The sequence below is a fragment of the Ferruginibacter sp. SUN002 genome (genome assembly GCF_050611725.1).
Taxonomy (GTDB): Bacteria; Bacteroidota; Bacteroidia; order Chitinophagales; family Chitinophagaceae; genus Ferruginibacter.
In genome coordinates this window covers 2,788,619-2,811,336 of the sequence record NZ_JBODJB010000001.1, presented here as the reverse complement: position 1 = coordinate 2,811,336, position 22,718 = coordinate 2,788,619, and the positions used below count along the sequence as shown (strand labels likewise).

General features: G+C 35.2%; 12 protein-coding genes and 1 tRNA gene. 5 read left to right on the top strand and 8 right to left on the bottom strand.

Annotated features, from left to right (window positions below; genetic code table 11):
* Positions 1–144: 144 nt before the first annotated feature.
* The 3 genes from ACQ33O_RS11965 to ACQ33O_RS11955 form a co-directional block, all read right to left on the bottom strand.
* The gene (locus ACQ33O_RS11965) at positions 145–1,542 is read right to left on the bottom strand and encodes a sugar transferase (RefSeq protein ID WP_430995821.1); all 1,398 of its coding nucleotides are present in this window, start codon (positions 1,540–1,542) and stop codon (positions 145–147) included.
* 31 nt (positions 1,543–1,573) lie between these two features.
* Positions 1,574–2,545, bottom strand: coding sequence for a Gfo/Idh/MocA family protein (locus ACQ33O_RS11960; RefSeq protein ID WP_430995820.1), 972 nt, complete (start codon positions 2,543–2,545; stop codon positions 1,574–1,576).
* Positions 2,546–2,625: 80 nt separating this feature from the next.
* Positions 2,626–3,603, bottom strand: a complete 978-nt coding sequence (locus ACQ33O_RS11955; protein ID WP_430995819.1) for an acetyl-CoA carboxylase carboxyltransferase subunit alpha — start codon at positions 3,601–3,603, stop codon at positions 2,626–2,628.
* Positions 3,604–3,796: 193 nt separating this feature from the next.
* On the opposite strand from ACQ33O_RS11955, the gene ACQ33O_RS11950 reads away from it, so the two are divergent.
* Positions 3,797–3,870, top strand: a tRNA-Asp gene (locus tag ACQ33O_RS11950).
* A gap of 92 nt (positions 3,871–3,962) precedes the next feature.
* Here ACQ33O_RS11950 and ACQ33O_RS11945 read toward each other — a convergent pair.
* From ACQ33O_RS11945 to ACQ33O_RS11935, 3 genes are all read right to left on the bottom strand, one after another.
* Entirely contained in the window at positions 3,963–4,559 is a 597-nt protein-coding gene (locus tag ACQ33O_RS11945) for a hypothetical protein (RefSeq protein ID WP_430995818.1), read from the bottom strand.
* Between the two features lie 132 nt (positions 4,560–4,691).
* Positions 4,692–5,084 carry a hypothetical protein gene (locus ACQ33O_RS11940; protein WP_430995817.1) on the bottom strand — a complete coding sequence of 131 codons (393 nt, stop codon included), beginning with the start codon at positions 5,082–5,084 and terminating at the stop codon, positions 4,692–4,694.
* A 36-nt stretch (positions 5,085–5,120) separates the two neighbouring features.
* Complete coding sequence (locus tag ACQ33O_RS11935; RefSeq protein WP_430995816.1) at positions 5,121–6,509, bottom strand: cell envelope integrity protein TolA; 1,389 nt, start codon at positions 6,507–6,509, stop codon at positions 5,121–5,123.
* A gap of 632 nt (positions 6,510–7,141) precedes the next feature.
* Between ACQ33O_RS11935 and ACQ33O_RS11930 the strand changes: the two genes are divergently transcribed.
* The 3 genes from ACQ33O_RS11930 to ACQ33O_RS11920 are packed head-to-tail and all read left to right on the top strand — an operon-like array spanning position 7,142 to position 19,448.
* A complete protein-coding gene (locus ACQ33O_RS11930; RefSeq protein WP_430995815.1) occupies positions 7,142–7,951 on the top strand; it encodes a hypothetical protein in 810 nt (269 codons plus the stop codon).
* Between the two features lie 10 nt (positions 7,952–7,961).
* Positions 7,962–9,899 carry a T9SS type A sorting domain-containing protein gene (locus ACQ33O_RS11925; protein ID WP_430995814.1) on the top strand — a complete coding sequence of 646 codons (1,938 nt, stop codon included), beginning with the start codon at positions 7,962–7,964 and terminating at the stop codon, positions 9,897–9,899.
* A 51-nt stretch (positions 9,900–9,950) separates the two neighbouring features.
* Positions 9,951–19,448 (top strand): SpvB/TcaC N-terminal domain-containing protein, encoded by a 9,498-nt coding sequence (locus tag ACQ33O_RS11920; protein WP_430995813.1) that lies wholly within the window; start codon positions 9,951–9,953, stop codon positions 19,446–19,448.
* A 424-nt stretch (positions 19,449–19,872) separates the two neighbouring features.
* Here the strand turns inward: ACQ33O_RS11920 and ACQ33O_RS11915 are convergent, their stop codons facing one another.
* On the bottom strand, positions 19,873–20,244 hold the full coding sequence (locus tag ACQ33O_RS11915; protein ID WP_430995812.1) for a GIY-YIG nuclease family protein: 372 nt from the start codon (positions 20,242–20,244) through the stop codon (positions 19,873–19,875).
* A gap of 325 nt (positions 20,245–20,569) precedes the next feature.
* Between ACQ33O_RS11915 and ACQ33O_RS11910 the strand changes: the two genes are divergently transcribed.
* Positions 20,570–21,013, top strand: a complete 444-nt coding sequence (locus tag ACQ33O_RS11910; RefSeq protein WP_430995811.1) for a hypothetical protein — start codon at positions 20,570–20,572, stop codon at positions 21,011–21,013.
* A gap of 118 nt (positions 21,014–21,131) precedes the next feature.
* On the opposite strand, the gene ACQ33O_RS11905 is transcribed toward ACQ33O_RS11910, so the two are convergent.
* The gene (locus ACQ33O_RS11905) at positions 21,132–22,643 is read right to left on the bottom strand and encodes a hypothetical protein (protein ID WP_430995810.1); all 1,512 of its coding nucleotides are present in this window, start codon (positions 22,641–22,643) and stop codon (positions 21,132–21,134) included.
* Positions 22,644–22,718 lie beyond the last annotated feature (75 nt).

Sequence of the window (22,718 nt, the reverse complement as noted above, 5' to 3'; positions counted from 1 at the left end):
CATTGTCATTTCAATCATATTCGCTGATACAAATCGTAATACAGCCACAAGGGAATAGCTGCAAGGGACAAGTCTGCTATTTATAGCTTCAATGTATATAAATACAGTTCAAAGCAATTGGCTTGTCCTTTGTGGCTTGAAGCTTTATTTCCCCTTCCCGGCAAATATGATCCTTATTGTATGGAGCATGATCTTAAAATCAAGACCTATTGATACATTTTCGATATAGAGCAGATCATAGGGCATACGTTGTATCATTTCATCTACCGATGAAGCATAGCCGTATTTTACCATGCCCCAGCTTGTTAGTCCCGGTTTAACTTTAAAAAGATATTTATATTCGGGATAATCTTTAACGATCTGGTCAATGTAAAATTTTCTCTCGGGTCTTGGGCCAACAAGACTCATTTCGCCGCTAATGATATTCCAAAGTTGAGGCAGTTCATCCAGTCTCCATTTACGCATTACTTTACCCCAGTTTGTAATTCTCGGGTCATCATCCGAACTTAATTGTGGTCCTTCTTTTTCCGCATCCTGAACCATGCTACGGAATTTGTAGATGTAAAAAGGCCTGCCTTTATAACCAATTCTTTCCTGTTTAAATAATACATTACCTCTAGAAGAGAATTTTGTTCGGATAGCTGTGTATAAGATCAACGGCGACAATAAAATAATTCCGAAAATGCTGATAGAAATATCAACCAATCGTTTTATGTTTTTTTGCCACGAAGGTAGTAGGCCCGAGTGAATATCAATTAAGGGAATGCCCATTACATTGCTGGTTTGTAAAGCCCCTGTAATAATATCCACCGCATCCGGAGTAATCTTGATATTTACGTCTTTGTCGCTTAGTTGTTGCAATATCTTAGCCAGCAATTCCCTGTCGTTTTTTTCAACAGTAATGATCACTTCATCAATATTATCTTCCTTTAAAATAGCCGAAAGGTTTTCTAAAGCATTGTATTTATTAATGGAGTTTGGCAATGCAACATTGGCATTGCCATTGATGTTTAAAAAGCTTTTTATTCCATAGCCTGTATTTTCTTTTGTATTGATGAACGACTGAAAGAACTGTGCGGCATTTTTTCCGGAACCTATCAGCAGCACATTAAAAAATACTGTTCTTTCTCTCAATTGTTTTTTTGCAATAGAAAGAACGATCAACCGAAAGAAAAAAGTTACCACAAATACGGGTATCAATAGGCTGTAGAATTCTTCGTAATAATAAAAGTTATTTTCCTGCGGATTTTTCAGAATAAAAAAGAAAAGCAGCACAAAGCAACCGATCACACTCACCAACAAAGTTTTGAATAATTCTGTAACACGAGATTTTTGATAAACAGATTCGTAAGCACCACTGAAGAAATGAAGACTCAGCCAGCCCAAAGTATATAATACCAGCCCAATGTAAAAGCCCGATGGGATATGAAAATGGTAATCGTAAATAACAGTACGCAGGTAATAAAAACTGAACCAGGTTAGAATGGCAGCCAGCAAGTCGGCAAAAATATACCAACGAATATGTATCCTGTTTTGATTCAATGTATATAAATGAAAATATTCAATAGGGCAACTACACTAAACTGCCGCTGTTTATTTTTTCTAAGATCTGATGTGCTACTTCCATTGCCCTGAAACCATCTACAACGGTAACAGTAGTATCGGAGTCTGTTACAATCGATCTTTTGAATTCTTCCAGCTCCATTTTTATAGCATTGCCATCTTCCACAATAGGGTTAGCAATAGCAATTGTTTTTTTGCCATTATTCGTTTCAATATCAAAAGTAAAAACGTTTTTATCCGTCGGCGTATTCAGTTTAATGATCTCGGCTTTCTTCTCTAAAAAATCAATACCGATATAAGCATCTTTTTGAAACAACCGCATCTTTCTCATTTTTTTCATTGATATTCTGCTGCTGGTAAGATTTGCCACACAGCCATTATCAAATTCAATTCGCACATTCGCAATATCAGGTGTGTCGCTCATTACGGCAACACCGTTAGCGGAGATGAATTTTACATTGCTTTTTACAAGACTTAAAATGATATCAATATCATGAATCATCAGATCCAGAATAACACTCACATCCGTACCCCTTGGGTTGAATTGTGCCAAACGATGCACTTCAATGAACATCGGTTGTAGTTTGTGTTCTTTCAAGGCTAAAAAAGCAGGGTTGAAACGCTCTACATGGCCAACCTGAAATTTAATGTTTGCTTCTTTGGTAAGCTTCACTAATTCCCTTGCTTCGTCTAAAGTATTCGCCAATGGCTTTTCTACAAAAACATGTTTGCCGTTTCTTATGGCAAGTTTGCAGAGTTCAAAATGAGAAGTAGTAGGCGCAACAATATCTATTGCATCGCAGGCTTTAATTAATTCCTCTGCGTCGGTATATCTTTTTAAATTATATTTTTCAGCAACTCCAAGGGCATTCTCATCATTCGGATCAAAGAAGCCTACAATAGTAGTGTCTTCAATTGTTTGCCAATTATTCAAATGGAATTTACCTAAATGCCCTACACCTAAAACGCCAATTTTCAACATAAAAACTAAAAATTAAAAACTAAAAACTAAAAATCCGAACCCCTCTGATCATTTTTCACTTTTCATTCTTCACTTTTCATTTACACCGCTTTCTCATCCCAAAATCCCATCTTACCAAACTTCTCAATTCTATCTTCGCAACGTTTTTCAGGAGAGATCTGTTTCAATTCTTGTATAACCGGAATAAGATACTCTTTTAATATTTCCGCAGCTTTATCATAATCCCAATGAGCACCGCCGGCAGGTTCAGGAATAACACCATCTACCAGGCCAAAGTTAAGCATATCGGTACCCGTTAAACGAAGTTGCTCTGCAGCAATTTCTTTTTTATCCCAGGTACGCCATAAAATACTGCTGCAGCTTTCGGGAGATATCACTGTGTACCAGGTATTCTCCATCATAAATACTTTATCACCCACACCAATACCCAACGCACCGCCGCTTGCCCCTTCGCCAATGATCACACAGATCACCGGAACTTTCAGGCGTATCATTTCAAAAATATTTCTTGCAATGGCTTCGCCTTGTCCTCTCTCTTCAGCCTCTAAGCCGGGGTATGCACCCGGTGTATCTATTAAAGTAATTATGGGTTTGTTGAATTTTTCTGCAAGTCGCATTAGGCGTAAAGCTTTTCTGTAGCCTTCGGGATTGGCCATACCAAAATTTCTGATCTGACGCATTTTAGTATTGATGCCTTTTTGCTGACCGATGATCATTACTGTTTCGCCATTCAGGTCGGCAAAGCCGCCAACCATGGCTTTATCATCTTTCACATTTCTATCGCCGTGCAATTCAATAAAATTGGTACACATTTTTTCAATGTACTTTAAAGTATATGGCCTGTCGGGGTGACGACTTAATTGCACCCTTTGCCATGGCGTCATGTTAGCTGTAAGTTCAAGCTTTGTTTCCATTACTTTTTGCTCAAGCGAAGCAATGGTTTCAGACATGTCTGTCTTTGTTTTTTCGGAAGTAATTTTCAGTTGCTCAATTTGATCGTATAGGTCCTTGATAGGTTTTTCAAAATCGAGGAACTGTCTGTTTTTTAATTCTGGCATGAAAAATTGATTAGGTTAATACTATACCGAACACTTTATGTCCTTAAAAAAGTGTAAGATAAGGCTGTAAAATTAACGATTACATATTTTTAATAAAAGTTTTGGAATGAAAAAAGGTAAAACCTATCTTTGCACTCCCGAAAAAGAGCTGAAAAGCTAAAACCTTGGTTTTGAAGCAATGAATAGGGTTGAAGGATCGGTAGTTCAGTTGGTTAGAATGCTGCCCTGTCACGGCAGAGGTCGCGGGTTCGAGTCCCGTCCGGTCCGCAAAAAGCCTCAACAGTTTTGTTGAGGCTTTTTTTGTGCCCTGAATCTTATAAAAGTTATTTCTAAACCAGCTAAGTGATATTCATAGTAAATCAATTTTCCCAAAATTGATACCATTTTATATCTTCTGTATGTGATTCATGATCTTCCGAATTATTAGCAGATGTATAGATTGTTCTAACTCTAAATGTGAAGCTATTTCTGCTAAATACGGAAAGAGTCTCACGATTTAATTTGTCATATTCATTCCTAATTCTAAAAGATGGGTACTGAGGGAGAATTATTTCTAGCCGTGTAAACCCTGTACCGTCTATATTTGGTGTATTTACTACTAATTCCCAATGCTCAAAATAAATTAATTGATTATTTAAATTAAAAAACGAAATGATTGAATCTGAAAGAAAATCTGTTGATGGGAGGTAAATTTTCTTCTCTTCTTTTATAATTTTTCCATCGAAAGTTAAGAAATGTATTAAGCTAGAATCTTTATTTGAATAAACCGAATCTATTTTAAATAAGTTCTCTTGACAAAAATGTCTGATCTCTTCTTTCTTTATTCTGTCTTTTTCTTCAAAAATATTAATCAAGGAATCTTCTTTAGAAGCATTCAAATGAGGTTCAACTAAAGTGTTTTGTGAATTTACATTAAAGCCCAAAAACAAAAATATTGATATAAAATAAATTTTCATAAAATTAAGTTAGCTGTTAATAATAAATTAGATATTCATGATTTGTTCGGGCGTAAAATTATTCTTACTTTATTTTTTTGGTTTCTGTTAATCTACACTTTTGCTTTGAGTTGTTCGCCAATGTTTTTAGGTCTATTGATGTATCTTCTTTTTGTCGCATTGGTCAGCTCTGACAGTAAAGCTACCTGATGAACTCCCTCCGTATGCGCCAACAGCCATAAAAGAATGTGTACCAGCTGTGCCAAGAAAGTTAACTACCATGCCTGCATTTGCTTCGCTACAAAATGGTTCTGTTGGTTCAGGGTGATCGGTAGAAAAATTTAGATAGTTTTGGTTTAAAGATCCAATAACTAGCCCATCGACTATGATTGTCATCGGGTATTCATTAAGTAAAATTGATGCATCTGTGTAGAAAGTTACGTTTCCTTTCCCCTCTCCGTAAGGGTGACTAATATATTGTTCTTTTACGCAACCCGGTGAAACAATAATTACTATTGCCAAAATTATTCTCGTTATTTTTTTCATTAATTAATTTTTTTTTTTCAAATATTTTAATTCTTACTAGCGATAGGATAGAGTTAATGGAACCGATATCCCAAATGTCCAAAGATTTTGTTTTTCCTTTTTATACGTAGCTGGAAATAATATATCACCAGCAGATGGATAATCTGGCGAAAATTCAGCTACGAACTGAACGATCTTTGCCATCATTTTAAATTGAAAAGAATATATCTCTTTGTTTTCTCCTTTCATGAAAGATAATTCCTCTTTGAAAGCTGAAAGCGAATATTCGGTTGGAACGTCGTAGCCGAGTCTAAGTTGGATGCCAGGGCCATATTTTTTGGTTGAATAACTATAATTAGCGGTGCCTTTTGAATCTATATAATTTACAAACTGATCCATTGACATACTTCCATTTCTTACATAATATTCCCCCTGCAACAAGAGTTTGAATTTTTTGCCGAAACCCAGTGAACTTGAGCCTCCATAACAAAAGTGTGTCCCAGTTGTGCCTTCATCAAAAGCGTTCATTCCAAAATAGCCATATGGACTAAGTTTCCAAGTGATAAAACTGCGATTGAACGCAGAGAATTGGAAGGATGCTTGAATTATTGGAAATGAAGTTGTAGATGAAATTGACATATATGTTCCATAGTAGTTATCATTTTCTATGACTGGAAGGGAATTGAACCCCAAGCCGAGCACTGCTTTTAAATATGTTCCTATTTCATAGTCTTCTTCCTCTCTACTACTTTCCTTATCTCCCATTGCAATCATTGCTCCTGCAGAAGCAACCATTGCTGCGCCCATTTGCACATTTTCTAATGAATCTTTTGTGCGTTGTTCTTGACGCCTTCTTTCCATTTCTGCAACATATGCCTCTACTTCTGCTTTTCTTCGCCTTGTTTCCTGTTCTGCGGCATCATCTGAATTTCCATTTGTGCCGTCAGATTTTTTCGTTTCACTTCTTAGATTGCTTTTTTCTTTATCTGCATTTTCTTTTGCTTCTTTTTCTAATCTCGCCTTTTCTTCTTTTTTTCTTTGTTCTTCAGCTTTACGTGCTTCTTCTTCAGCCTTACGTTTTCTTTCAGCTTTCGCATTTTCAGCCTCTTGTTCGCGTTTATAAGTAATTTCACAATTGCTTCTCATAGTTTGGTATTTCTCTGAAATTGATTTTGATTCAATTTTAAATTGTGCATAACAGTCACAGTAGCTTATGCATTGTTTATGATGCCTTCGGCAGTAATATTTAGGGCAATGATCATCACAAGCTAGCATAACAGCTTTGGGGTTAGATGTTTCTTCATACCACTTATTCTCTAAAGCTTCTTCTGCTTTTCTTTCCTCGTTATCAATAGATTCGAGGCATTTATTATAATTAGAATAAGCGTTTTGCGAAAATGAATATTGCGAAAGAAAAATACTTAGTAAAAAGAATATTTTTTTCATTCTAAAGGAATTTTTGCTGATTTTAAGATTGTATTATAAGATTATTTAAACAAGTACGCAGTCTTGAAAAAAACTACTACTCAATGTTTTTTGCCATTTAATCAAGGTGGTAAATTTGAAAAGGTGCAAGAAATTATCATTTTTAATAATAATAAACGTCAAAAAGGCTTATACGAAACATAAAAATGTAATCATTCCTAGTTGTTTATTGAAATATGATAAAAAGTAAAAGGGAGAGATTGCGCTTGATTATCCAGAAGAATTGGATTAAAAAAAATATTACCGAAAATAATAAAAGAAATGTAAATTCCAAAAAAATAAAAAAATATCATGATATCTAGAAGCATAAAAATATTAAATCGGGTTTACAAAAACATAACCGTTAGGTAGACCCTATTTTTTTTAAAAAATAATACTTTGAATTGAATTTTTTGCTATCTTAGCTTCGGTACATATAAAAGTTTTCCTTTTATTTATAAAGTAATTACCTAAATTTTTATTTTCTACTCCATTGATTTTACTTTAGTAAATCCTTCCCAATATCTTCTCGACTAGCCGCATCTCAATTCTTAAGAAATACCATTTTGCCGGTTTCTCGGCACATGTTCATGAATTACTAAAAAACTACGCAAATGAACCGAAAATTTTGTTTCGTCGCATTCTCAATTTTATTTCTGCTTCAGTTGCCTGCTTTATCCCAGGGTATTCGAAATCCAGAGGTCGCAGCAAATGAAAGTAGATATTCTGTTAATTATGGCTTGAGATTAGGCTATGTATATAAATCCAAGATCAGCGGTTTGGGAAGCACCATATTAAGTGAGCCCTTTTTTTTTAATTATACAATGCAGGAGGTGCCTAAAAATGGGTGGGCCGGTAGTGCTTATGTTTCTTTTAGACGATTAGAGGCTTTGGCGCTTCATGCTGAAATAGGATATGCTCAACAAGGGGCAATGTTGAAATATAGAACTACCGAGGAAAGCGGTAAAGATTTCTATTATGACATGGATTTTAACTATCAGTATATTAACATCAATGGAATGATTAAGATATATCCGTTAACTGCAATCAAACCAAAAGATGAAAATGTTTTTTATGGATTTTATGTTGGAGGGGGTCCACAAGTAGGTTTAAATGTTGCTCCACAAAATATAGTATATAAATCCGGGGGCAAAGATAGATTGCCGGCTTTTGGATCAGACCTTGAACAGCAACAACAAATTCGCAATGTACTCAAAGGCAAAACGAATTTTGGATTTAATGTGGTAGTTGGACATGAATTTAGAAACTCTGGACTATCCCTTGAAGCCAGATATTTTATTGGTCTAACGGATGTTGTTGAAACGCAGCCCAACTCCTATAATTTTATTGAGAACAAGAATGTCAATAAAGCTTTTCAATTTACTCTTGGTTGGGATTTCTCCATTTATAATAAAGCATATTAAACTTTCAAATTTGAAAAGAAACGTTTCAATATCAATTCTTTTGGTATTTAGTTTTTATGGGACCATTGGCCAAATAATATCGCCTGGTGGCGTAAAAGGTGTTGCAAAATGGTTAGTGGTTTCTGTTCAAAATGATATTCCTTGCTTTGTAAGCAGGACCAATACAGATATAAAATTGTTTCCCGCAACACTGAAGAAAGGGAATTTAAAAACGCTTAATTACAACAATTCATTTCCTTTTACTGAGAACACTAAGATTAACATTGACTTAAAACAACAAAAGAACTCCTTTAGTTTTTTTACTGTTTATCAGCCCGAAGACACAGTAAATGAAAATTCTATTTGGCATCTGCTAAGCAATAAAAAGACTGCTCAGGTACTTACTACAGATAGGGCTGCTGATTTGGAGGCATACAGGTACATGAACTTTATAAATCTTGAAAGGCGCAATCCTAAAGTAAACGTTTATGTCCAACAGAAAGAGGATCCGGCGGCATCAGTATCTGATTTCGAATGGCAATTAGGTGCAAAGCCTGTAAGTCCTGATTTGCCTATTACATCTTTTAAAGGTAGTATACCTGAAGTAATTTTTTATAACAGGGTGCTTAATACAAAAGAAAGATTAAAAGTAGCTTCTTATCTATCAATAAAATATGGAGTGACATTATCAGAGCCAGAGGCAATATATTACAACAGCCAGGGAGTAAAAATATGGGAAGGACTTAATTACAGAGCATTCCATAAAAATATAGCAGGTATAGCAAGAGACGATTCTTCCGGGCTAATGCAACCAAAAGCCTCGAGTAGTAGTACTCCGGGGTTACTAACAATTTCTTCTAATTCAGTTTTATCCGATAATTCTTTCCTGCTTTGGGGTGAAAATGGGTTGCCTTTTGTTCCAGAAAAAAAAGTATTAGGCTTCCCTCAACTTATGCAAAAGAAATGGCTTCTAGTTTCAAATCTCATGAAAGATATTTCAACCAGGATAATGATTGATACACGCCAGATGGATGTAAAAGCAGATGCAAATACTGTTTTCTGGATGGCTATTGATCTCTCAAGAACAGGGGCGTTTGCATTTGAAAAAACTGATTTCATAAAAATGGATCAAATTGATGCGAATGGAATTGCAACGTTTAATGATATTAAATGGGAAAAAGGCGAAGGTCAAAAAAGTTATATAGGTTTTATCGCAGCAAGGGATCTACTTGTCACAGAAAAAATTAACCAGCCTGTTTGCTCGACAGGAATAAAAGGGAGTTTAGACTTAAAGTTTGCTGGTGGGTTGGCTCCTTATAAGGTTTCAGTTTCAGGAGAAGAGTATAATGGTTTTTATAATTTACTTTCGGATACATCAACTTCGTTGAAAATAAATAATCTTCCCCCCGGTAAATATCACTTAAATGTAACCGATGCCTTGAAAAGAAGTTTCACTGATTCGTTTTATCTAAACAGCGTTGATGCACCTTTGCCAATTTTGATTAATTCAAATTACGAATTGGCGCTTGGAAAAAGTGTTGAAATTGATGCCTCACAAAATATGCCCGAAGGAGTTAGTTATAGCTGGGAAGGAATTGACAATTTCAGTAGCATTGGGCCTAAACAAGTATTTGAAAAGCCAGGTGTCTATACGCTTACATTATCAAAAAATGGTTGTAGTAGTAAAACTGATATTCAAATAGCAAAGTCTTCTGGTAGTGTTTTCAAAGAGATTACTGTGTTCCCTAATCCATCCACCGGGGACTTTTTTGCAAGAGTGCAACTACAACAGCCTGATAATTTAAGCATGACAATTTATGCTTCTAACGGCAGTATTATTAAATCTGCTAAAAAGAGTGGATTTGCTAATTATATTTTCAAAGACAAAATAACTAAGACAGGGATATACATGGTTACTTTCAGGTCAGGCAAATTTGAAGAAACAAGAAAAATTGTAATTGTAAAATAACGAAGGAATTGAGTTACTAGACTCAATTTGTTTATAAAAACCTTAATTGCAATGGTTAAGAAACTTTATCTAGCAATAGTCTTTATCAATCTAGTATTGCTTCACTGGGCATGTAAAAATAAATTGCCCGTTAGAATAATTACTGACTTTACCAAAGAGCAGCGGCAAAATAAAATTGCCGACAATAATATCTTAAAGGTTTCTAAGATCGTAGATACGAAATTGGCCTATTCCAAAGATCAACAAGAGAAAATATTTAAAGCGGATATTGATTATGGTATTATTGGTTACGATAATGAGAATCCGATAGATGAACCTTATGATAATGTTTTTCATATTCATCTGCCATCAGGAGTTAAGAGAAATCACTCTTTTGTTTTGCAATATTGGTTAAATGGGGTTTCTTCTAATACGGGAATTGCCAGAAGCATTAATGATGCACAGGCCTTAGGTGGACAATTTGTTTTGTGTAATAACGAATGGACATTACAGCGAGAATTTATATCTGCTGAAAATTTACATGAAGGTGATAATATTGTTCGATTCTCACTTCCTGACAATGCTACTTATTCATATAAAATAAAAAACCTTTCAGTTGTTGCAATTTATGAAGAGACAGACAGAGATCAACTATTGATAAATAATCCTGATGATTATTTTTTTGGGAAACAAGTATACATTAAAGGGGTTTTGAAAAGCGCCCAGTTGGGAAGTGCTCGCCTTTATTGTAATGATCATCCTGTAAGTATTTACAATAATGAGTTCGAAATTTCTGAAGACGAATACTTAGATAGTACTGCAGAGATTAGTTTGCGTGCGGAATTTGGTTCAGGAAAAACCATTACAAAGAATATTGTATTTAAACATTCAATCACCCCGCAGTTTGTATTTAAGCCTTCTCAAAAAGGGTTAACTAATCAGGCAACATATTTAACAAGTTCAAAACTAAATTTAAGTTCAAAAGTTGATTCTGCTACCGCTATTTCCATTCCGGCAAAAGCATTAAATGAAAGTAAAACTATTTCAATAACAGCGTTAAGAGATATTGACATTCCTGCATTAAATGCAGATATGGTAAATGTTACTAAAACCCATGCCGCATTTCGTTTTTTACCGCATGGAAGCAAGTTTTCAAAAGCCGCAAGACTTTCTATTCCTTTTGATAGTACATTAATACCCGATGGATATACAACAGCGGATATAAAAACTTTTTTCTTTAATGAAAGCAGTAAAAAGTGGGAGGAACTTCCATTAGATACCATCAATAAGATGTCAAGTATGGTGACTTCGTATACTACACATTTTACGGATATGATCAATGGCATTATCAAAGTTCCTGAATCACCTCAAACACAGGGGTACATCCCAACTTCTATAAAAGATTTTAAGGCTGCTGATCCTTCAAATGGTATTACGTTCATTAATCCTCCTGAAGCAAACAATACAGGGGGAGCCTCACTTTCATTCAATCTTAAATTGCCTGCGGGGAGGCTTGGTATGCAGCCGCAATTGACACTTCGCTATAGTAATGAAGGAGGTAATGGATGGATGGGACTTGGTTGGAATATTTCATTGCCGTTTGTTGGTATTGAAACAAGATGGGGAGTGCCTCGTTATGATGCGTCACTTGAAACGGAAGAATATACATTGAGTGGCGAACAGTTAGCACCAGTAGTGCGTGGCTCGACCTTCGTAGCAAGATCAGCAGGTGATAAGCAATTTTACTCGAGGGTTGAAGGGGCTTTTAATAAGGTCATCAGAAAAGGAACAGGCCCGAAAAATTATTGGTGGGAAGTAACTAATAAAAATGGAACGAAAAATACATATGGTGGTGAAAATGGAGAAGGGGTTTTGAAAGATGAAAATGGCAATGTTACTTATTGGGCACTGGTTGAGACGAAGGATCTAAATGGTAATTATGTGAAGTATGTTTACGAAACTATAGAGAATGCTGGTGTGGTTGGTAGTACTATATTGGGGAAGCAATTGTATATTAAAGAGATTGTATATACAGGTCATGATAATGTAGACGGTCCATATCATATTGAATTCATAAGAAAAACAGGGAGAGAGGATATTGATATTAATTGTAGAACTGGGCTTAAAGTTGTAACAGCTGATTTGCTGGATAAAGTAAAAATAAGCATGAATGGTCAGCCGATAAGAGCTTATCAATACAATTATACAGAGGGAGCGTTCAAGAAAACATTACTTAAAAGTTTCAGCGAATTAGACGCAGACGGAAATATATTTTATAGTCATAAGCTGGATTATTATGATGATGTGAATGCTAAAAATGGTTATGCCCCGCTTTCAACTGCTCAAAACTGGAGTATAGCTAGTGATGGTATTAAAGGGGATATTAGTCGCCCTATAGATGGTTTTAGGGGGGAAGCTTCTGCTCTGAATACCTCTAAATCTTCAAGTATAAATGGCGGTCTTGCTTTAACTGTTGGGTCTTGGGCTGGAGGTCTTTGGAGTAAACTCTTATCAGTAGGAGGAAGTTTTGGATATGGTAGCGATAACCAGGAGGGCTTAATCAGCATAATTGATGTGAATGGTGATGGCCTACCAGATAAAGTTTTTAAACTTGAAAACCAATTTTACTACAGAAAAAATCTTGGTTTTGCTGCTAAGAGTTTTGGTGAAAAAATGATAATGAAGGGTGCTGAAGATTTTAGTAAGAGTAATTCACAAAATGTATCTTGGGGTTTTCAAGTAATACCTTTTGTTTTATTTTATGGTAGAACAACTACTACTACAACGAGTTCGACAACCAATTATTTTTCCGACTTCAACGGAGATGGCTTAATAGATATTGCTTCTAATGGAAGAGTTTTGTTCAATCATCTGAATAGTAATGGTGATCCTGAATTTAATGAGAATAGTGGACTTACTCCTGCGCCTGTAAAGGCAGGTGCAGTAATTGACCCGGCTTTTTTAAAGTCTGATGCAGACTTACAGAAAGAACAGGAAGACAATTTTCCTTTACAGGATGCCGTTAGATTCTGGCAAGCTCCTTTTGATGGAATTGTTTCTATTGATGCTCCAATAAGATTAAGGGAACCTTTAATACAGGATTATAAAAAAGGGGATGGAGTGAGAGTATCTGTTCAATTGAATGGGATAGTAAAGTGGGCTGATACAATTTCAGTTGATAATTTCTTCCCGAAAACTCCAACAGGGTTAGAGTCTCTGACTGTTGCAAAAGGGGACAGGATCTATTTTCGACTACAGTCCATTTATAATGGTGTAAATGATGTTATTTCATGGGATCAATCTATAAAATATTTAACCCCCGTTTCTCCATTAAATGATGCTAATAACAAGCCCTCAGATAATTATAAAGCGTCGAGTGATTTCTTTCTTAGTGCTGCCGGGGGAGGGTATGGTATGCCAAGAGATGGTGTGATAAGTTTTGATGCAAAGTTTATCAAGAAGATAACATCTGATGAGGTTAGGGTGACTATTCTTCAGCAAAATGCATCTTCTATTACCACTTATTCAGATATAACATATACGGATAGTCAACTGGTAGATACTTTATTTCAAAAGGTTAATATCAATGTAAATAAAGGCGATACATTGAGGTTTATTGCTAACACAGATACATACATTGATCGCACTGAATTGGTCTTTCTGCCACATATTATTTATACAGATGGGATAACTCCATTAATAGAAACGAAAATAGTTCCTGATTTTACGAATTATAACGATTGGGTTAAACCTACAAAGGTTTTAAAGGGAACAAAAAAAGATACTATAAGAATAATTCCTTACATACAATTTGATCCTACTGCTGATGGTACAATAGTTTTTTCTATAAAAAGCCCGAAACATATTATTAATAAACAAAAACGCACTTTATTAAATGGAGTGCTTTCTGCAAAATTTGATACTGTTTTAATCATTCGAAATGCCGGAGATGAGCTTTTTGTGGAATATACAACACCTAGTCATGTACTTTCAACTAAAATTTCAATATTAAAATATCAATTGGAAGATACGATTTACTATAGAGATGTTAATAATGTTCCTCGATTCAAGGTTGTATATGATACTTTAGACGCTGGGTTATATGCCAGTCCAGAAAAAGATTTTTTGGGGACATTGTATAGAGGCTGGGGATGCTTTGCAATAAAAGGAGATCTGAGCAATCTTCCAATTAATGAATCAGACCTTAATGTTGAAGACCTTAAACAATATCCTTCTAGACCAATCGATACAGCTTTATATCGAACTAATCCTGGAAGTTTAGATCAGCTAAATAATCCGGCATTAAATTATTTTATTCAAATGTTTCCAAATGCTGAAAAACAAACCTGGATGGCTTATGATAGTATGGTTTTTGTTGGGAGAGATACTATGGGTAGTTCACGATTGGTTCTACATGATGTGTCTACGGATATAATTATGTTAAACGCTAACGAGCCTTCTCCACAGATGGGGGGGGCATTAAGTGCCGCATTTAAGGTAAGCAAAACAAGAGCAAACAGTACTTCGGCTGGTGTAAGTTTTGGTTTAAGTTATACAAAGGGGAGTTCAAATGCTGAAACTATTACTCTTCTCGACATGATGGATATGAATGGTGATAGATATCCTGATGTTTTAAATGAAAATGAAATTCAATATACTTTGCCTGATGGGGGGTTGGGCAATGAAAGAAGAATAAATAATTCCGGTTCAACGAAAAGTATAGCAAATTCAAGTGGCGTTAGTTTAGGTGGTACTCTAACTGTTGCAGGAACAGAGGCAGTAACTACAGGTAAAGGAGGGACAATATTAGCAACAAAAACAGCGAGTAATTCAATTGGAATAAGTGGAAATATAGATAGCAGGAATTACGATGAAACTGTTGCAACATGGTTAGATATGAATGGTGATGGATTGCCTGACAAGGTCTGGAACAATGGGTCTGTTGCTTTGAATTTAGGATATGGTTTTGCTCCTGCAGAGAATTGGAGTATTTCGGGAATTGATGGGAATGAAAGTACATCTGAAGCGGCTGGTCTTACACTTGGAGTAAATATTGACGCAAGCTCATTTCAAGCGGGTTACAACTTAACAAAAACTAATGGAAATTCAAGTAGTTCATTAATTGATATTAATGGTGATGGACTTCCGGATAAAGTGCTTCAAGATGGTAGTATAATCAAAGTAAACTTAAATACAGGTAATGGTTTTGCACCACAAAAAGTTTGGCAAGGATTTAATTCAATTACTAAAAATGTTTCTATAGGTGAGTCTATCAACTTGGCTTATACTATTTCGATTCCTATTTTTATCCCTTTTTTCCCTATTAAGATTTGCATTAACCCATCTGGTTCAATTGGCCATGGTGTTTCTCGTCGTAAAGATCAGATCATGGATGTTGATGGAGATAATTATCCTGATTTACTTAGTTCGGAAAATGATGGCAACTTAACTGTTAGTAGTTCTACTATTGGCCGTACCAATATGCTAAAGAAAATAGAGCGTCCAATGGGTGGTTATATTGGCTTAGATTATGAACGCATGGGTAATACCTATGAAATGCCACAAAGCAAATGGGTATTAAAAAATACAGAAGTATTTGATGGCTTTATAGGAGATGGAGTTGATGTCTTACGTAAAACATTTGTGTATAAGAATGGATTTCAGGACAGAAGAGAAAGGGAATTTTTGGGATTTGATACAGTGATAACAAATGAGTTGGATGGCAGCGCAGTGTATAGAAAAAAAATTAAGGTATTTCGCAACGATACTTATTATTCTAAAGGATTACTCCTTTCAGAATGGACTGAGAACGCAGGTGGAAATAAATATATAAAAACAGATAATGAGTATGAGATTAAAAATATTACTAATAATGTTTTCTTCCCTGCGCTTACAAAAACAGAAAAGCTTTTTTATGAAGGTGCTGCAACAGCGGGTGTAACAACGTTTAGCAAGTATGAGTATGATGATCTTGGAAATATAATATTGATATTTGAAAACGGGGATGGTTCTGCAAAAGATGAAGTGCTTGCAAAAATAAGATACCATAACAATGATCTGTTATATATAAAATCGCTTCCCGATAGTATAGAGGTAATTACAGGCGGGGCAGCAAAAAGAAGACGTAGTGCAAAAATTGATGCTCAAGGAAACATTATTGAGATCGATCAATATATTACCGATGATTCCATCGCCATTGTAAATATGGAGTATGATGCTTATGGAAATCTTAGCCGTATCATAAAACCTCATAATCGTCATGGGCAACGTATGTGGTATCAATACGAATATGATAATATTACGCATGGTCTAGTTACCAAAGTAAGTGATGCATTCGGTTATTCAAGTAGCAGTACTTATGATTATAGGTTTGGTCAACTTACGGGTAGTGTTAGTATGAACGATGAGAAAATAAATTATTCTATCGATAGCAAGGGTCGGATAAGTGCTGTTACAGGGCCTTATGAGATTGCTGCCGGAAAATCGTACACCATTGCATTTAATTACTTCCCCGATGCATCAGTGCCGTATGCAGTTACAAAACATTACGACCCTGAACATGACGGTGACATAAAGACCATTACATTTATGGATGGTTTGGGAAGAGCATTGCAGGTAAAAAAACAAATTGCTTTATTCAAAAATAAAGCTCAGGATGATGAGTTAAAGATGGTAGTATCTGGGAGGGCTGTGTTTGATGTGTTTGGAAGAACAATTGAAAATTATTATCCCATAGTTGAAGCAATAGGCCCCAATAATATTGCTTTCAATTATGCTATTGGTAAACCGAATTCAAAAACTAATTATGATATACTGGACCGACAAGTGAAAACGGTTTTGGCAGACGGAGCTACTACAAGTATGACTTATTCCATCAAGAACAGGTTATTCAGTATTGTTGGTGAAGATCCTCTCGGAAATACAAAAGAAACTTTCATGGATGTAAAAGAACGTAACAGGCAAACGAATGTAAATGGCGGCCCTAACGGAGCTATTATAACCAAGTTTGATTATAATGCATTAAACGAGCTCGAAAAAGTTACAGATAACAACGGGAATATTATTCAATATAAATATGATGACCTTGGTAGAAAAGTTTCTGTACAACATCCGGATGCAGGGCTGACAGAGTTTGTTTTTGATCGTGCAGGTAATATGATCAAAAAAATTACTCCTGAAATAAGAAAAAGAATACCCGATGGTGGCGGTATAGAATATCAGTATGAATATGAGCGGCTCACAGACATCGATTATCCTTTCCAGTATCAGAACAAAGTAAAATATACATACGGAACTGCAGGTAGTAAAGCAGGACGATTGGTTCTTCAACAGGATGCCAGTGGTGGACAAGAGTTTTTCTATGGTAAGTTGGGAGAGGTAACTAAAACGATCCGTACAGTTCTAATAACTCCTGAAAAGGCAGTTACGTTTGTTAGCGAGCAACTGTACGACACCTGGAATCGTATTAAGACAATGATTTATCCAGATGGCGATTCTGTAATTTATCACTATAACCGTGGCGGTGCACTTCAAAACATTACGAGTAGAAAATTGGGGAATGAATATAAATGTGTAGAAAGGTTAGGTTATGATGAATATGAACAAAGGGTTTATTTGAAATATGGTAATGGTACCGAGACCTTTTATAATTATGATGATAAACGTCGTCGACTTACCACGCTGCAAAGCTTCACACATGGTACTGTTCCGATTATGAATAATACTTATGCCTATGATTTTGTAAGCAATATTTTGGGTATTGAAAATAATGTGCAGGCGCAAGCCCCTAAACTAGGCGGGTATGCTAAACAGGAATACAAGTATGATAATTTATATAGACTTATTGAGGCTGGTGGAATATATAAAGGGTTTGGTATTACCACTGGTTATAGTCTTTCTGTTGGATATGATGATCTGTATAATATTGTCAGTAAGGAAATGAAAGATAGCTTGCCCAGGCGAAGATATAATCAACTGTATATTTATGGAGGTACTGCTCCGCACCAGGCTACTCAGGTTGGCGACAATAAATACAGTTATGATCTTAATGGCAATCTTTTGGGTGATAGCGTAAGCGAAAATTTCTGGGATGAAGAAAACAGGTTAATGGGTGTTATAAAAAATGGTGTGCTTAGCCGTTATACATACGATGCAAAAGGAGAAAGGGTCATCAAAAGTAGTGGCGGTGTTCAAGGGCTTTGGATAAATGGTGCACCTGCTGGTGGAGTGAAGCACTATGATAATTTTACCGCTTATGTCAGCCCTTACCTGGTATATCGAAAATCAGGGTTTAGCAAACATTATTACATAGAAAACCAACGTATTATCACAAGATTAGGTAATGGAGAATTTATTAATAGCTCTTTTCCTGTAACGGGTCTGTCAGCTGGAGGCGTTGACTATACCAAACGGATACGCACTATAGAATATTCAAGAGCAGAATGGTATAAAACACTTAAGATGCCTGCTGCTTCTCCTATTGATAAACCTTATTGGTTGAGACCAGAAAACAATGGTATTGTTCCTCCAATAATTATAGATAGTTCTGCTAGTTCAGTACCACTAGGGTGGCCATCCGGACCAAGTATACCCAGAGAAGATTGGTTGCCACCTGCCTATCCGCAAGGAATACCACCAAGGGATTCAGTAAAAGCAGGGTATGGTTACGATGGTACAGGACTAATGTTTGAAAAAGATCAGTACTTCTACCATTCGGATCATTTGGGAAGCAGCAGTTATATTACAGATGCGTTAGGCGAAGTAAATCAGCATTATGAATACACGCCTTTTGGAGAAACATTTTTTGATGAGCATTTAAGTTCTTTTAAAACGCCATATTTGTTTAATGGGAAAGAGAAAGATGAAGAAACAGGCCTTTATTATTATGGTGCAAGGTATTATGATGCAAGGAATAGTTTGTGGTTAAGTGTTGATCCTAAAGCAGAAAAATATCCAGATGTTAGCCCTTATAATTTTTGTTTAAACAATCCATTAAGGTTACTCGATCCTAATGGAAAAGAAGTAGATGATGTTATTCCGAATTCTTGTTCAAAAAATGATTTTATTGATAAAGCAAGTTATAATGAAAATAAAATTGATCCGGATCATACAAATAGAGATATTGCAACAGGCTTTGGGTTTAAATTCGCTGACCAAATAACTGATATAAAATCAAAAGGCAATCCATTATCTGGAAAATTTACTCAAACAGAACGTATGTCAGCAAATTTGGCACAAAAGAATTTAGCTAACAAACTCGGAGTAAAAATTGATGGTAGTGCCATTACTAATCTGAGGTCAACTGCAAAAATTGCAAATCTAGGGATTTCGGGTATAGATAAAGCTTTGAAATATAGTGAGTCAAAAAATATTGGAGACTTTTTAAGTGGTGAAGTGATTGATAAAGTCGTTGAAAAAGGATTGACCTTATTAAAGGTTGGCGCTATTGAATCAAATATAATAATTGGCGTTTTTACACCTACAACATTAGGAGATAGTGATTTGAAAAAAGGGGAGCATCCTCCTTTGTTTAATCCAAATAATCCTCTTCCTCCCGGTGTTATTCCGTAACACTAATTATTTCTGAGATAAAAAAATCACTTTGTTTTGACGACATACAACTAAAATATTTTAAACTTAGTGATATATTTAAGAAAAGGTATTACCTAATCCCTTGTTTATATCAAAAGACACTTTTTACTACCTTTTTTGGGATCAGCTAAACACTGATATTAGGGTTGAGCTTAAAAAATATCTGAGAGATGTTAGTGTTCAAAACAATCAGGATATAATTACTTTCCAAATACAGATGGAGGATATCAAAAATAGATTTTAAGGTATTTTAATGCTTCTGTTAATCAAGGTAACAAAAAAATACATTCAGCACGTCTTCGCCAAGCTCATACTGACAGTACAATAATTGCAGGATGAAAGTATTCGTAATTAGAATATTTTTTGAAATAGCAGAATCTTAATCTAACAAAATAAAAGTCTGTCAGTCTGAGCTTGTCGAAGATGGGCTAGCAGGATAGGATAGATTGTCAGAAGAAGATGAACCATCATCATTAACAACATTCTTAGATTTAGCTAGTCGTATAATCTCTTTCCAATTCCCTACAAACAACGCTTCTTTCTTTTTTCTCGACCATCCTTTTAGTTGCTTCTCCCAAGCTATAGCATTTTTAATATTGTAAAAGTGTTCGCAGTACTTTAATATAACCGGTCGGCGTTTATAAGTGTATGCTTTTTTATTCTCTCCATTGTTATGTTCCCATAACCTTCTTTCATAATCGTTTGTGACACCTGTATAATAACTTTTATCACTACACTCAACAATGTAGACGTAATAATTATGCGCTTTTTTCATAATTTTTTAAGCTTGTGTATGAATAAGGCGGAAATAATGCAAAAAAGGTTGTCAATATGGATAAAATTTATCTCGATCATTTTTTTGGATTGGCACCTTTTGTCCAAGCAACTTCTCCGGCACTGGACGTTGCGTACCTATCACTATTCCTGTAGCTGTTTACTTAAATCTAAGCCCCGGTTCATATCTCCGCCTACGTTGCTTCAAATGAACATAATAAAGCTTTCACTGTTATACCCGGTATTCATTAAATTTAAAAGTAGCGTTGTACAAAGTTTGTAACTACGTATATTCGATTGCTAATAAAAAATAACTTCATTTAACCATGCCCACTTTTTCTACTTTAGAGGATATACAAAAAGCAATTCAACTTTTTAATAAACATGCATATAATGCAGGGTTTGAATTTAAGGTTTACAGTTCCGAGGCATCTTGTTTATACATTCAAGCAAGTTTTGATTTTGGATATTATGTAAATGTGGATATTGAGTGTAGAGAGGTGTTTTACACAAATATTGATCCGAAAGCCTCTTGGCCGGATGCTTGGCATAATGATCAGGTATTTTTATTAACTGATGATGAGTTAGAAAATATTATTGATTTTAGAGAAATTACAATTCCTGCCGATAAACCTTATTTCGGAATTGTATTCAATATCATCGGTAAAGACAATTACTTTATTAATGGTACTGTAATTTGTTCTTCGTTGTATATTAGCTGGCGACATCCCAATAAAAACGAAGAATACGAGTTTCATACGTTAGAGTAAATGCAGTTTTAACTCGACAGGTTTTTTAATAATGTATCCCAGGCACAAGTACACCAACGCACAAAACCAAGGCGGAGGAATTCTCTTTATAATTTTTATCAATATCTATTTTGCTCAATTAATCTTTACCAAGATTAAAAGGTATCGCAACTTTCAATCCAACTGAGAATAGTTCCTTCAATGCTCTTTTTGTTTCCTTTGTTTTTAGTGCATTCGTGTATTCAGGTAAAATATTCGACCAACTTGCATACGGAATTATCGAAAGCAGGTTCTTGCTGTCCTTGTCTGAATTGGTAACATTCCATATCAAACCAAGATCAAGTGCTACTTTATTTTTATTTACCCACTTATCGCCGTACTTATATTTACTGGCTACATAAAAACCGGGAGCAAGTGTATGCTTAAATGGACATGTATATATTTCAAGCCCGGTAGTGAATCCAAATCCTCTTTCTAAGCTTCCCTTATATGCTGTCCCAGAAGCGTTTTCACTCAACGCTACCATATTCGCTGTATCGTAAAATTTATTTTTCACATAGTCAAACTTAGAGAGATCGCTAACATTATCAATTAGTGCCCCTTCAACTAGGAACTTAAAATAAAAGTAACGTCCTGACTCTTTAAACTTATGCAACATGTTTAAACTAAGTTGGAGCCCGTAGGTGGTTGATATGGAATCATCGATTGTTCTTTTCAATGTGTCGTAAAAAGTAGTAGAACCGGCAGTAAAAGTTGGAGAAAGATTTAACCACCAGATACGTTTCCCAGTCCAGATATTTTTAAACTTTTCTATTGCAAAATCATATGTACTGTCTAATCTTTTTTCTTCAATAGGTTTTAAACGGGAATTGTCGCTAAGGATAGTTGCAGTTTTAATGGTGGCATCATTTCGCAGTAGTTTACCTTTAAAATCCGCAAAGATTTGTGCTGTATCAGTGAGTTTTGGGTCGCCACCATAATATATTATTAATCCATTTATAAGATCTTTGTAAAAATCCTTGGTTTCTGCAGCTTCTTCTTCTTTTCTTGTTTCTTCAGCATCCAATACAACTTGGTCCCATAATTCTTTATAACTGTAATAATCTTCCACAAGTGTTAAATTATTGATGGCGATAGCTGAATCCGCTTGTAGCAATAACTTTTCAGCATTAGCTTTATCTAAAGCCTTGATATGATTAGCCTCCCACTCACTGCTATAATTGTAGGAACCATGTTTACCAATAAAACGATTAATTCCGAGGGAGCTTTTAAAATAAGCGTTCAATTTGTTTTTTGAGAACAACTGAGCAAAATTATCTTTTAATCCTCCGGTCAATTGAAGATTAATTATCCAATCCTTATATTTTTTGGGGTTTATATTTCCCGATAAACTAAGAGTAGGTTTAGCTGTTTCAACCTTAAATCCGGTGGTAGGTGCAGTACTACCTGCAATGGTAAAAGTATAAAAATCCCTCATCATTTTTTTGAAGGCCTCATCTGATAAGGGGGTTTTTCTATCGTCATTATCTTTTTTTCTTTTCTTTTCTTTTTTTACAATAATACTCTTTACATCTTTTGCAAGTTTCTGTGCAAATGAAACGTAGTTAAAAAAAAGGCAAAGTAGTATAGTGCTTAGAATTCTGCTGGTCATAATGAAGGGTTTAACTGTTAATAATACTTTAGTATAAAAATTTTATTGGCATTTACGAGCCAATAATTAAAGAGA